At 56.8% G+C, this 14,053-nt stretch carries 10 protein-coding genes and 1 tRNA gene; 5 read left to right on the top strand and 6 right to left on the bottom strand.

Annotation, left to right across the window (positions count from 1 at the left end):
• From QQF73_RS14075 to QQF73_RS14050, 6 genes are all read right to left on the bottom strand, one after another.
• A complete protein-coding gene (locus QQF73_RS14075; protein ID WP_285368590.1) occupies positions 1-1,551 on the bottom strand; it encodes a right-handed parallel beta-helix repeat-containing protein in 1,551 nt (516 codons plus the stop codon).
• 9 nt (positions 1,552-1,560) lie between these two features.
• The gene (locus QQF73_RS14070) at positions 1,561-2,943 is read right to left on the bottom strand and encodes an alginate export family protein (RefSeq protein WP_285368588.1); all 1,383 of its coding nucleotides are present in this window, start codon (positions 2,941-2,943) and stop codon (positions 1,561-1,563) included.
• A 46-nt stretch (positions 2,944-2,989) separates the two neighbouring features.
• Entirely contained in the window at positions 2,990-4,366 is a 1,377-nt protein-coding gene (locus QQF73_RS14065; protein ID WP_285368586.1) for a tetratricopeptide repeat protein, read from the bottom strand.
• A 14-nt stretch (positions 4,367-4,380) separates the two neighbouring features.
• Complete coding sequence (locus QQF73_RS14060) at positions 4,381-5,550, bottom strand: alginate biosynthesis protein Alg44 (protein ID WP_285368584.1); 1,170 nt, start codon at positions 5,548-5,550, stop codon at positions 4,381-4,383.
• Positions 5,551-5,609: 59 nt separating this feature from the next.
• The gene (locus QQF73_RS14055) at positions 5,610-7,094 is read right to left on the bottom strand and encodes a glycosyltransferase family 2 protein (protein WP_285368582.1); all 1,485 of its coding nucleotides are present in this window, start codon (positions 7,092-7,094) and stop codon (positions 5,610-5,612) included.
• A gap of 80 nt (positions 7,095-7,174) precedes the next feature.
• On the bottom strand, positions 7,175-8,485 hold the full coding sequence (locus tag QQF73_RS14050; RefSeq protein ID WP_219867849.1) for a nucleotide sugar dehydrogenase: 1,311 nt from the start codon (positions 8,483-8,485) through the stop codon (positions 7,175-7,177).
• Positions 8,486-9,182: 697 nt separating this feature from the next.
• On the opposite strand from QQF73_RS14050, the gene QQF73_RS14045 reads away from it, so the two are divergent.
• The 5 genes from QQF73_RS14045 (at position 9,183) to QQF73_RS14025 (ending at position 14,051) form a co-directional block, all read left to right on the top strand.
• Positions 9,183-9,259: transfer RNA gene (locus QQF73_RS14045), tRNA-Arg, on the top strand.
• Between the two features lie 347 nt (positions 9,260-9,606).
• The gene (locus tag QQF73_RS14040; RefSeq protein WP_219867848.1) at positions 9,607-10,383 is read left to right on the top strand and encodes a glycosyltransferase family 25 protein; all 777 of its coding nucleotides are present in this window, start codon (positions 9,607-9,609) and stop codon (positions 10,381-10,383) included.
• Positions 10,383-11,120: a glycosyltransferase family 32 protein gene (locus QQF73_RS14035; RefSeq protein WP_219867847.1), complete on the top strand. Its 738-nt coding sequence runs from the start codon at positions 10,383-10,385 to the stop codon at positions 11,118-11,120. The genes QQF73_RS14040 and QQF73_RS14035 overlap by 1 nt, the downstream gene beginning before the upstream one ends.
• Positions 11,113-12,354 carry an O-antigen ligase family protein gene (locus QQF73_RS14030; protein WP_219867846.1) on the top strand — a complete coding sequence of 414 codons (1,242 nt, stop codon included), beginning with the start codon at positions 11,113-11,115 and terminating at the stop codon, positions 12,352-12,354. Before QQF73_RS14035 ends, QQF73_RS14030 begins: the two co-directional genes overlap by 8 nt.
• A 626-nt stretch (positions 12,355-12,980) precedes the next feature.
• The gene (locus QQF73_RS14025) at positions 12,981-14,051 is read left to right on the top strand and encodes a helix-turn-helix domain-containing protein (RefSeq protein WP_219867845.1); all 1,071 of its coding nucleotides are present in this window, start codon (positions 12,981-12,983) and stop codon (positions 14,049-14,051) included.
• The last annotated feature ends 2 nt before the right edge of the window (positions 14,052-14,053 follow it).

The following is a 14,053-nucleotide window of genomic DNA, read 5'->3' as shown; positions in this document are numbered from 1 at the left end:
TCAGTCTCCGACGGGCGTCAGCCGCACCGCACGATGGTTGTTCAGCAAGGCATCGAAGATTTCGGTCTGGTAGGCACCGAGGACACCGTCAAAGTGAATCCCCACATCGGAACGCGGGAAACGCATGTCGACGTCATAGAGCTCGATGTACTGGGGATTGTCGGTGGACAAGGGGCCACTGGCATTAGAGGCCAACTTGCCGCCAACAACGGTGAGGGACACCGCCTGGTGGTAGAAGTCCTCCTCAAAGTTCCGGTCCGTGGCGGAAAGATCCTTGATCTGGCCCAGCACCCCGAAGGTCCCGTTCAGTGCCGCAATGTTGTGATAGACGCCAACATTGGTGCTGTTGCGTACCCGGATACCGTTGCGCAGGTTGTTGATCAGCCGGTTGCCCCACAACAGGTTGTCCGGCGATTCATACAGCCCGATGCCATCGCCAGCGTTGTCATGCACCACATTGTTGGCCACCACGTTGTTGCTGCTCTGGCGGTCAAGAACGATGCCGGAGAGGCCGTTGTCATGGCTGCGGTTGTTCAGGATCCAGCTGTCATTGACCTCGCGGGAGATGATGATTCCGTGCTTCTCCAAGGTTCCATACACGTGATTGCCGGCAATCAGCAGGTTGCTCGAATAATCGTGGGGATCAATGCCGTAAACGATGTTGTCGCGGTACGTGTTGTTGACGATCGCGACGTCTTCCGCCTCGTAGCAGTAAAAGCCGTAGTAGATGTCCCGGAACGTGGATTCGATCAGCCAGGCATGGGGAGCCGAGCGTTTGAGCCGGGCGTTGTCGTACTTCGAATACTGGGCAATGGAGAAGCCGTAGGACTTACTCTGGTTGTAGCCCAGGCTGGCGAAGTCGGAACCGAGCACGAACGTTTCGCTGCCGCCCCAGCCCACAAAGAAAGGCCGGAAGTTGGACTTTTTCTGGAAGGTCGCCGGGCCGTTCGCCTTTTCCCGCCAGCCGATGATGGTGCTGTCGATCACGAACAGCCAGCTATCATTGGCGAGGAACGCGCCCCGTTCCTCGGACAACCGCAGCGTCTCATCGCGGATTTCCAGAGTCGCGCCGGGGCGCACCACCAGCGGAAGCCGGATGATGTACGAACCATCCTCGTTACGCTCCATGTAGCGGGCATCGTCCACCTGGCGAAACACATCGTCCAGGGTTGCCTTGCCGCTATTGACCAGGATCGCCTGGGGATGGGAATACTGGCGAATGACCCATTCCCGGGCGCGCCCCTCATCCACGAAGTCCCCGAGGGCGCTGACCCCGGCTATCCTTTCAACACTCACATTCGGCCGCTCGTCCGGCCGTTCGGACAGCCGTTCTTCTACCGCTTCGCGGTTGTATTGGGAGACGTCCGGCAGCTCCGGATCCGGCCGGGTGATGGACTCGCCGGAGGCCATCTCGATACCGTAATCCTCGACCTCAAACATCGGCGCTGGCTCGGACGGCTTCAGTGCTTCCGTCAGCCGGGCTTCAACGGTCATCGGCAACGCCGCAATAATGGCGGCCGCGGTTACTGTCAGGACCCAATGGTGTTTCATGGCCACTCCCTAGAAACGTTTGGTCACATCGAGGACAACCCGATGCCGGGCCGAGTCGGCGTCGTCACCGTAGGCGTCGCCAGGAAAAAACACGCCCGCCCGAATCCGGGCATCGATGTCGGACCAGGTGCCGGTATCCCGGGCGCCGTAGTAACCGAGCACCATGTCCACGGATTCCCCCAGGTTGTCACTGGTACCGGTAAAGTCGGGTTCGACCAGATCGGAAATCACGGTCCCCGAGACGTCGCTCACCCAGTACTTGTGGTACAGCAGGTTGGCGGCCCACCAGTCCCGGTCCGTCAGCGCGGTGTAGACGGTCGCGACCTTGAGGTTGCTCCACTCGGGCTGGATTGCCTCGCCAAAGCGGGCCACCTGGGATCGGGTGCCGGTGAACCGTGACCGGTTGCTTTCCATCTGGGTCTGGCGAAAGGCGTCGGACTCTCCGGGCTTCTCCCCGCCGGACGCCATGGCACCGTGCACACCCACCACCCAGCGCGGGCTTTCCACCAACTGGGCCCGCAAGCCGAGGTCCGCCGCCCAGCCGGACACATCACGCTCTTCCCGGGTAAACCCGTTCGCTGCAGCCGGATCCTCGCTCAGCCGCGCATCCGTGCCGGCCACTGCGCCAAACGACGCCAGATACTGGACCGTGCTGCGCGAATGCCAGTCGAAGTAGGCCTGATCTGCCCGAAAACCGACCCAGGTCAGCGATTCCGGAACCCGCGCCGGGGTCCCGCTTTCCGAATCGGGCCTGAGGTCCTCACCGTTGCCGTAACGTTCGGCATGAGTGGTGAGGAAGGTGAGGTAATGATCTTTCCGCCATTGCCATCGGGTGGAGGCAAAGAACCGGGCAATGTCCTGCTCCTCTTTCGGCAGTTCATTGACGTCGGTGCGGGCTTCCGACATCTTGTCGGCAACCCCCACCGTGGTATCCAGCAAGGTGGTATCGAAGATCCAACGCACCAGGGTGATGTCGTCGTCCCACCAGGTACCGGTGCCCTCTTTCAGGCGTTCCCGACCGAAGCGGATCGATTCGCCCGGATAGTCGGTCAAGCCGTTGTAGTCGAACCAGGCTTCCCGAAGCGCGAAGAAGCCGTCGGTCTCGGTGCCGCCGATCTCATCACTGACATCCACCTGACCGGTGGCCGCAAAGGCCTGGAGCCTGAGTTTCGAACGCCAGTGCGGTGACAGTTGCCACACCCACTCCGGTTTGATGTCCAGGCCAACTTCATTGGACTCGGTACTGCGGTCCGTCAGTCCGAGACGACGGTCGCCTTCGCTGATAGCACTGGCCTTGGTGCTGGTCGAAAAGTCCAGCAGTTCCGGGTAGGAAACGTCCTCGGACTCGTCCTGGGCCACCGCCGGCAGTGCCGCCAGGCAACCAACAGCCATCAGCAGTGGCCGCAAACCTGTTGTTTCGTAAAAAACCATTCTGTTCTTACCCCCCTTGGGTGGTGTTCGTTCGGGCGTCGGCGGTTTCCCGCTTCATCAACTGACGTCGGGCGGACAATTCCCGGTTGGCGATGGCCTCGGCTTCGTTCTCCAGAACCTTCGGCATATTGGGCACCATCTCGAGCAGCAGGTCCTTGCCCCGCTGGACGCCACCTTCCAGCGCAAGCAGCGCAAAAGCCCCGGCGTAGGTTTTGTCGACCTTTATGCCTTTGCCCTCCAAAAACATCTCGGCCAGCAGGTAGTCGGCTTTCGGGAACCCGCGCCGGGCGGCCCGGAGAAGGTAATCCCGGGCCTTGTAAGGATCCGACTCACCGAGATAACCCCGCTTGTAGATGCGACCCAGCAGGTAATCCGCCGATGCGTACTTTTCCCGGGCTTCCTCGGCATACTTCACCGCTTTTTCCGGGTCCAGAGGCACAATCCGGCCCCTCTCATAGATCCGGGCGAGCACCAGTGAAGCCTTCAGATCACCTTCCGCCCTTGAGGCTTCCAGCAACTTGATCACCTCCTCGGAATCCGCCAGGTAGGTGTTATCCATGATCAGCCGGGCTCGCCCGGTCATCGCCGGCACGTAACCAGGGATCAGCATCTGGTAGAGTTCGTTGGTGAGGGTGACCTGTTTGGCCGGCGACTCGTCGTCGGACATCCAGCGGGCAAAAAGATAGAGATCGCGGTCGGTGATACGGCCCGCTTCCCAGGCTGACCTGGCCCGGTCAACCAGCGCCTCAAAGGCGTCAGTCCGGTTCTGGCGGAGGTAAACCTGGCCCAGAATCATCAGACACTCGGGCTGGGCTTCCACAATCGGCTCGCAGAGGGATGCGATCTCGCCACCTCGGGCATCCGCCTGCCCCGCCATCAGGTAATACCGGGCCAGCGCCAGGTCACCCGCCGGATCACCCGCCGCACGGGCCCGCTCGATCCACTTGCGCGGCTGTGCGCCGGGAAACTCCTTGGGATATTCGAGGTACAGCTCCACCAGCGGCATCAGGGCACTGTCGTCGCCCTCGGCGAAAGCCTTCTTCAGGTACTGTTCACCCCGGGCCCGCTGTGCCGGACTTCCACCTTCCCGCGCCAGCAATTTCCCCAGCCTTACCCAGGCGCGATCACTGCCTTGCTCAGACGCTTCGCCGTACCAATGCAACGCCTTCTTCAGAGCCACATCGGAATCCTTCTCCGCGTACAGATCGCCCAATTCCACCTGGGCATCGGCGATACCGAAGCGTGCCAGTTCTTCCAGTTGCGCCCGCGCGGCTTCAATGTTGCCGGCCGCGGCTTCCCGTTCAGCGCGCTCGATGTCTGGCACGCCGCTGCAGCCGGCAAGACCGATCATGAGAATGCTGATTACGCCTGCTTTCCGAGACATCACGCCAGCTCCGCTCAATTTCCTGACACGCGGTCGACCAGGCCTTCAACAGCCGCCAGCTGGAAAACATCGACGGTGACGCCGATGGGCCGACCGACCGATTCCATCGGCAACGGCTTTTCTGCCTGAATCAGGGCGTTGATTGAGTTGCCCGGCTGGTTGGGTGTTTCCGAATCCACAAAGAGCGACTCGATTCGGCCGGGCTGGGTGTCACCGCCGGGCAGTCGCAGGGTGACCGACTGCCCTTCCTCGAGCTCCCCGCCGTCGGCGAAGTTGAAGCGGGCAATCACATGGGCGGAGGCATCGGTGGGGGCGACCACGGCCAGTTTCTCACCTTTGCTCATGTACTGGTCTTCAGCCGGCAGCAGGTTCAGCACCTTGCAGTCGCAGGGACTGGTCAGGGTGCCCCGGACGCTCTGGCCCAGAAGTTCCTCAATCTGCTCAACCGTGTAGTTGCCATTACCCACCAGCTCGTTGACATAGGACAGCATGGGCGCGTCAAACGTGGCGATGGCCTGGCCGGCCTCCACCTGCTCCCCGGCTTCCACCAGCGTGGTGACCTTCGCATCTTTGGGCACCCGAACCGGTATGTTTTCGGACGCCACCATGGCGGATTCTGCAGTGGTTACGAAATAGATCTGCCACAGCTGATAGCCCACGAAGGCCACCGCGATGAGGCCAATCCCCATCGCCACCAGGCTGACAATCATGGCCCTGGCGCTGGCAAAGAAACCCAGCGCCTGATTGGTTTTGCCCTTGCGGGACTTGGTGAAGTTCTCCCGGGAAAGGGTATTGAGCACATCCCCGGCAGACACCAGCTCACCGCTGAGAAAGGAGGTGATCAGGTAGCGCAGAACAGACACCTCGTTGGCGCCCAGATTCTGGAATTCGCAGCCGCAACGGTCGCCCTGCCCACCCATGTTCCTGGGCACGAAATCGACATCGACCGCGAAGTCGAAACCGTCGATCTTGAAAACCAGTCGCCCGTTGTAAACATGGCCCTGTCGCAGCGATTCATTGCCGAGATGGATGCTGACGCCGCCGGCAGACACATCCGCTACCGGAAACTTCATCATGGTGCCATCGAGTTTGATGAACAGCTTGGCCGGCATTCGGACCCGGGCATACTGTCGCTGGGCTTCGGATTCATGGACAAACTGCGGTGCTATCGCTGCCGTATTCATTGCTTAACCCTTACTTGTGTGAGTTCTCTGTAAAACGTTCTGCCCTGATAAATGACGACTCAGACGATGAACATCACGGTCGCCAGAAAGACACTGGCGGCGGAGAAGGTCATCACCCGCGACGACCAGCGGTTCAGGCGTTGCTGGAACGACGCCGAATCGGTGCTGAAACTGGTTTTCTGGCGCGTCCACGATTGCCGGTCGAGCCGGAAGAACACGTAGATCTTCATCAGGGACCCGAAGATCTGGTTGAAGTAGAGGATGACCGGGTAGGCCGGCCCCACCGGATGGCCGGACGCCATCAGCAATGCACTCAGCACCAGACGGGTCAGACCAATCCACAGGAGGTAGGCCACCAGAATCACGCCCGAATACTTCAGCGAGGCGACGATGGCTGCGGTCAGGCCCAGGATGCTGGTCCACATGGAGATGCGTTGGTCCCAGAGCACGTACCAGGTGAACCACCCAAGGCGACGGGGCCCCAGCTTGGTGGCCCGGCTGTTCTGGCGGAGGTTGTTGCCGTACCACCGGAACATCAGCTGTCGGGCCGACCGGATAAAGCTCGGATCGGGCGGATGCTCCACGGTGTGAATGGACGCATCGGGCACATAGAAGGTGTCGTAGCCCAGACGCATCATGCTGAACCAGCTGGACTTGTCATCGCCGGTCAGAAACCGGAAACGACCCAGGCGCCAGTGTTTCAGGGAGTCGTATTCGACATCGCCAATGAACTCCGGACGGGTGATCACGCTGGCGCGAAACACGGACATCCGGCCGGTCAGCGTCAGCACCCGGCGGGCCAGCCCCATCGAACACATGTTGATGTGGCGCTGGGCAAAGCGGAGCTTGTGCCACTCCGACATCAGGTAACTGCCATGAACCTCGCAGAACTCATTGGTGGTCAGCGCGCCAACATTCGGCATCAGGCGGAAGTAGGGAGCCGTGGCCCGCACAACGCCCGGGTTCAGAACCGTGTCGCCATCGACCACTGCCGCTACGGCGTTATCATCCGGCACGTCCCGGGAAATGGCCCGGAACCCGTAGGCCAGACCGTCGCGTTTACCGGTGCCGGGAATCCGGACCAGCCGCAGCTTCACCCGCTCGGGCGGATCCAGACGACGCCAAAGCGCCCGCATCAACATCTCGTCTGAGAGTTCGACGATGGACGCCACTACCGTTGTCGGCCAGCCGCAATCAATCGCCTCCTGAATGATGGAGGCGTACACCTTGGCCGTCGTCTCCGCGTCAATCCGGAAACTGGTCACCATGAGATAGACGTGGGAAGGCGCGGCCTCATCGCCCAGCTTCCTGGCCTGGGCCCGGATTCGGGGGTAGGCAACGTGCAGAAAGTACATGCCCCGGACAAAATGGATGATGCCCACCGAATAGCGCCAGAGGCCGATGCCACCCACCAACAGAATAAAGTGCGCCCCGCCCGGCACGATGAACTCCCGCGGCAGCGAGACCGCAAGGGCACCAAGAATGGCCACGTAAAACAGCCAGCCTGCTGCCCGCGACAGGGCGTTATCCGTCATCCACGACATGCTCATGCTCTCCAGATACCTGCATACATCTCATTCGAACCGGTTCCCCGACCCCGCCGGTGCGGGGCCGGGGCGTGCCTTTACCAGCAGATGCCTTCGAGCACGTCATTGGTGGTGGTCTTCATGAAGCCCACCAGGTCCACCACGCGCTTGCCCTCGGGCACGTCCGCGATGATGGTTTCGAACAGCTCATCGTTGTTGCCCACGACGACAACATCGCCGTGCTCCACCACGCCGCGGAGGTCACTGTCCATGAGGTTGGAGAGATGGGGGATTTTCTGGTTGATGTATTCGCGGTTCGCGCCATGGGTGCGGGCGTAATCCACGTTGCGATCGAAGATCTTGAGGTCGTAGCCTTTGCCAATCAGCATCTCGGCCAACTCAACCAGCGGACTTTCGCGCAGGTCATCGGTGTTGGATTTGAAGCTCAGGCCCAGCATGCTGATCTTGCGACGGCCGTAGCCGGTCACAATATTGAACGCATGGGTTACCTGCTCGTCGTTGCTGCTCATGATGGAACTGAGCAACGGATTGCGAACGTCCAGCTGGTTGGCGCGGTAAGTCAGTGCCCGCACGTCCTTGGGCAGGCATGAGCCGCCGAAGGCAAAGCCCGGGCGCATGTAGTAGCGGGAGATGTTCAGCTTGTTGTCCACGCACATCACGTCCATGACGTCCCGGCCATCGACGCCCATGGATTTGGCGATGTTGCCGATCTCATTGGCAAAGCTGACCTTGGTGGCGTGCCAGACATTGCAGGTGTACTTGATCATTTCCGCCACTTCGATGGGCTTGCGGATCAGCGGCGCATCCAGATCCGCGTACAGCTCCGCCAGCAGCTCACCGGAACGCTCGTCCAGCTCGCCAATGACCGTCATGGGCGGCTGGTCATAGTCCTTGATCGCCGTGCTTTCGCGCAGGAACTCCGGGTTCACACACACGCCAAAGCCTTCGCCGGCCCTCTTCCCTGACACCTCTTCCAGAATCGGGATGACCAGGTCACGGACGGTGCCCGGCAGGACAGTGCTGCGTACCACCACCAGGTGCCAGTCAGGCTTTTCCTTCAGAGCCAGGCCGATATCGCCAGCAACCTTCTCGACGAAAGTCAGGTCGAGGTCGCCATTGCTCTTGCTGGGCGTACCGACACAGATCATGGAAAGATCGGAATTCTGGACAGCGTCATAACCGTCCGTGACGCCACGAATGCGACGACTGCGAACGCCCTCACCCAGCAACTCCTCGAGGCCCGGTTCAACGATCGGGGAACGGCCACTGTTAATCAGATCAATCTTCACCGGCGATACATCCACACCGATCACCTCATGACCGCGGCGCGCCAGACTGGCTGTACACACAGCGCCAACGTAACCCAATCCAAATATGCTTACTCTCATCGCACTCGTCCTCTTCTCGTTACATCAACGATTCATGTATTTGACGTCTTTACCGGACCACCGTCTGGTTTCCGTCGTTCTCAGGCTGGAACGCCTGTATTGGCTCGCCAACTCCAACGTGTTGCCGGTAACAGCACACCTTTACACCGGCTGTCTCAGAAAACTCCTGCAGATCGGAACTGACATTCGGCGCACCCGTACTGCGCTTGAAGTCGGGTGTAACCGTTGCGTTACAGTGCAAAAACGTACAGAAACAAAACCTTAAACTCCTGTTACAAAAGGATAATTTTTTTGAGGTGCCGACATTGACATGTCTTCGATGCGGTTCTGGCGTTGAAAAAGACAGACTGGTGCGCAAACTTATGTTTTGAGGGGAATGAACTGTGAAACTGCGCCAGAAACAGTGGCGGTGCTTGCGGCAGATTTTTGACTTTCGAGGGAATCTTTAATTCAAAAGGAATTAGAAAAGCAGAGAACTATGCATAATTGATATTAGGGTGCGGAGCTATCCATTACACACTTGTGGCGGTTTCCAAATCGTCATAAACAAGAAACATCTTTTATTCAGGATTCGGATTTTGCAGTCGACCAACCGTAACTGGTGGAAAAGACGGATCGGCGGGAAGGGCTGGACAGAAGGGAGCTTCGCACGTAAGATTGCGCACTCGAAATTGACGCACTGCCGTCAACTTTCGTTCCGCCCGTAGCTCAGCTGGATAGAGCGCTGCCCTCCGGAGGCAGAGGTCAGAGGTTCGAATCCTCTCGGGCGGGCCATTTTTCACTCGAAAACAACTCACACTCTCCTTTCGCAATAGCGACATTTCCTTCGGCAACTCTCAAACATCTTGGGAAGCCTTCTTGCTGCATGGCATAAAAGAATAAGATCAACGTTCAATCGCAGTGGGCATCATCATAAACTCCAAGCTGCCGATCGGTAGTGACCTTAATCCTGAATCCCCCGGCCCGTCTTGATGCTCTTCCGAATGCTATGCTCTGCGATAAGGAAATCGTTATTTCCGCTCATCGCCCTCTGCTGAAATACACTCTAAAAAGCCGGGAACGGTTAAGCTAGAGGGACCCAAGTCAGCTTGGATTAATCGTACGGAAGCGAGTAAGGCCTTGTGACCAAAATCATCGTAATCAACATCGACGAAGCCAAGGACAGATGGGAGCATATCTCGCGACAGCTCAGCGAGATGGGCCTCGTCGCTGAGCGATTTGCTGCAATTGATGGAAGAAAACAAAATCACCCCCTCTTCGATCGCTATGACGATCGCCTGAGAAAGAAGATAAAGGGTGATTCATTGAGCCTTGGACAGCTGGGATGCTTCGCAAGCCACTTCCTTGTCTGGAAGCGTTGCCTGGAGCTTGGTGAGCCCGTGATTGTGTTAGAGGACGACGTTACCGTAGTCGGCGAAAGACTAGAGGAGTTTCTGGAAGTAGCGGGCAAGCTTGACGATCGAATTGAATGTGTTCGCCTTTTCAAAAACAAGACAAAGCACCATAAGGTTCTCCCCTACGCTTCCTGTGGCGACCTGGCCATCGTCAAATATACCAAGGGCCCGATGAGTGCTATGGGTTACTATTTAACGCCCAAAGGTGCCCACAAGCTCATCTCAAACGCCGACAAATGGTATCTTGCTGTTGATATGTATATGGACCGTTTCTGGGTAAATAATGTGGAATGCTTCGGGACCGTACCCGAATGTATAAAACACGATTATCTTTTCGACTCCATGATTGGCTACGAGGACAAACCGAAAAGAGCCCTTTCAACAAAAACTAGAAGGGAGCTGTTTTCGCTCACTGAAAACACTCGTCGCTTTTTTCATAACCTGAAATTCCGGATCTATCATTCCGGTCACCCCTACCCTGTTCGTAACGAAAGAACCGTTTGATGGCGGAAAAAAAGCAGAAAATCCCGAAAAAACTTCATTTCATCTGGGTCGGTGACGACAAGCTTCGCCCCAACGCCTACATCGAAACCTGGCGAAAAATGCACGAGGGCTTTGAAGTAAAGGTTTGGGATAACGATGATCTTCGTGATACTCCCTGGAAGACGAAGCATTTAATGGAGCATGCCCTGAAGGTCGGGGGGCAATATGCCGCGATTGCCGACCTCATGAGGTGGGAGATTCTTTTGGCTGAGGGCGGAATAGCCCTCGATGCTGACTCGGTATGTTTGGAAACGCTACCTGACTGGTTATTGGAGTGTGACCTTTTTGCAGTCTGGGAAAATGAATATAGCCGACCGGGTCTTGTCGCAAACGGGTACGTTGGATGCGCACCTCAACACCCGGTCATTCAGAGTATCGTCGAGGATCTGTCAGAGCTCGAACGCTGGCCAAGAAGATTCTCTTTCTCAAGAAGGGCGTGGCGTTATTCGCCCGCGTGGAAATTGACGGGACCCGGCGCATTTACAAAAGCCTTGATGTCGTCCACTGACAAGACTGCAACGATTTTGCCGAGCCATTTTTTTATACCAGTTCATTACTCCGGGATAAAATATAAGGGCAATGGACCTGTCTATGCGTGCGAGTTCTTCTCCAGCACACCTCAATCTTCTCAAATGATGGACCTTTCCTTATCCGCTGACGAATTAATTGCAGTAGCCAAAGGCTTGCTTAATGAATGATTTTACCTTGAGGAGGCTGGAGGGGCTTGTCGCCGCAGCCGTCTTGTTGTTTTTCGCATGTTCAATACTATTTCCCTGGGCAGAAATTGCTCGTTTCTTTTTCTTCGGGTTGTCGCTCCCGTTAGCTTTTTATTATGTCTACAAACGAAAACTACCCAGTGAGTTTTTGTCTTTTCCAATACTGATAATGATCGCCCTGGTTGGTTATTTGGTCGTTAACTCTTTCCTTTTAAGTGATGTGAGCGGTTATCAGGATTTTCGTCGGCTTCGTTGGGGATTAGAGATCGCTCTTTTCTTACTCGCGATCACGATAGCTTGCCGTTACTGGGTCGCCAACCCTTGTACGATGGGTCGAAGTTTTGCTTTAACCTCGGGTCTGGCCGCTCTGCTACCTGTTGCGGTCTATGTCGTGGACGGGGATTTTTCTCAGAGGATCACCGGCGCGGGCTTCCTCGATCATCCGATCCGGGGTGCCTCGACATTGTTGGTGTTGTGGGCTTTTGGAGCAATTGGGTTCTTGCTGGCAAAAAATCGAGTGGGGCTACTTGACTGGATTCTTCTGGTTATTTCGGGTGCCCTGGTTTTTTTATTCGTTGTGCTCTCACAAAGCCGAGGCCCGATAGGGTCTGCCGTTCTGCTGTTTGGGCTACTGCTGTTCAGTATTTCCATAAAAACCGCGAACAGAAAGAGTCTTTTCCTCTGGGGAAGCGGTCTGCTGGTGGGGCTTGCCGCCTCGTTATGGTTTTCTGGCGCTTATGAATCGATTGTAGAGAAGGCCAGTGATCGAGGGCTCTCATACCGGCTGGAAATCTGGACGGCAGTCATTCAGCATGCTTCGTCGTTCTGGACATTTGGCGTGGGACAGGCGACAGCCTTCAGCGACACGCTTCCTGGAAAGGATCTGGTGACAAGTGTCGGCGTGACGTTTGATCATACTCATAACATCTTCCTTCAGGCACTATTGGTTGGCGGGGTCCCCGCACTGGTGTTGGTTGTCGTGATTATCGGCTCTTTGATGCTCAGGCTCGCATTAATGAAGCAGGAACCACTGGAGGTGCGCGTGGGGATGTTGGCGCTGGTGCTGTTAGTCGTCTCTATTAACGTAACGGATACCGTCCGTTTCCTATCTTCGCCGAAGCCTGACTGGGTTCTTTTTTGGGCGCCCTTAGCATTTTGTGCGGTGTTCACAGGTGCAGCACCAAAAACGGCCTCAGGGTCTGGCGATCATGATTGATCCATCATTGGACTTTCACCACTATAGTGGGACCATCCGGAGTAGGGTTTTACAAACGAATCTATAGACCATCTAATCGCTTGAATCACCTTGTGGCAGCCCAATTAGAGACTCACTAGAACACCCTAAAAACACCCCAAAATAGAGCCCTCCGGAGGCAGAGGTCAGAGGTTCGAATCCTCTCTGGGGGCATTTTTTTGGATGTGTCCACGGTATTTCCAAGCAGTTCAAATCTTCTGCCAACTCTAACCACCATTGACCCTTCCCCAGCTTGTCAATCGCTATCCGGGAACTCTCATAACTTGAACCTTTTTGTGTTAACAAGCGGTTTTTTGGTAGTCACTTTGCATGTATTTCGTCAGCAAATTCAACGAGTAACAGGCCATAGAAATTCGCAACAAGGCCCGGACCCGCCGTTTATGGGCAAAAGTCTGTAAGTAATAAGTTTTCAATTGACGGTCGGTTCGTGATTTACAGGACAGAAACGAACGAGCCGGGTTTCCGTTTTTGGCACCTACATTTCAATCAGAGCAAAATAATGGACCCGAATCCCCTGCTGTAAAATCTCACGTCTTGCAGTAAGCTCGGCTCACACAACAAGAAATGCGGCACTAGAGGGAAACGTTTTGCTCATCCTGACGGGATTTGGTCTCGGCTGTCTGGTTTGCCTGTTCTTCATTATCCTGCGGGATTTTCGACATCAGCTGGTGGGGCAGATCTTTCTGCTGATTCTTCTCTCCGCCACGGCCTATCTCGTTGCTCCGTTGGTTCCACAGGACTGGCGCTGGATTGCCTCCGACCTCCAAACCGCCATGCCCGGCCTGTTCTGGGTTGTCTGCCAACTCATATTCGCGTCGCGCCCCCGATTTCGCTCGGTCTGGGGATTCCTGGCGCTTTACAGCTTCGTGGTCCCGGCCCTGGCAAGACCCCATGTGATCGCTGGCGAATCTTCTGACCTGGCGGTCTTCTTTGGCTGGGAACTGGGCCGGTGGTTTGAATACATAGTGGTCCTGCATGCGCTCATGCACGTCATCCGACACTGGCGAGCGGATCTGGTGGAGTCCCGCCGACGCGCCCGGCTGGCGTTCCTGCTGATTGTTGGCGGCTCCGTCGGTATCGCGACCGTCAGCCTGAACTTCGGCCTCTACCACGAGTATTCCCGAAGCATCATCGTCAGCTTTGCGGCCCTGACCACCCTGCTCTGTTTCGTGTCCGCCCGCGAGGGCATTCTTGAATTGTCGCCCGAAACCCAGACTGAACAGGCGCAACCGTCAGGACACGCGGTTGCGCCCGCCTCGGGGGCAACCGCCGATTTGGAGAACAACGAGGATCTGACTGCCTTGAACAGGCTGATGGACGAAGGGTTTTACACCACCGAGAAACTGACACTAAAGCGGCTGGCCGAATCCCTCCAAATTCCCGAGTACCGGGTGCGCAAAACCATCAACCAGACACTCGGGTATCGCAACTTCAATGACTACATCAACCACCTGAGAATCGAAGACGCCGCACGACGGTTGGCCCGGGAACCGGAAACGCCCATTCTCAACATCTCTCTTGATGTCGGGTATCGCACCCTCAGTTCCTTTAATCGGGCCTTCCGGGACATCATGGAGACCACACCAACTGAATTCCGCCTGGAAAACCATCCTGACAAAAAAAAGCCACCCCTGGGGGGTGGCAAAGGTCAGAGATAACT

Origin of the sequence: Marinobacter albus (genome assembly GCF_030238305.1) — a bacterium.
GTDB classification, from domain to species: Bacteria; Pseudomonadota; Gammaproteobacteria; order Pseudomonadales; family Oleiphilaceae; genus Marinobacter; species Marinobacter albus.
This window is presented reverse-complemented; position numbering and strand designations above follow the sequence as displayed.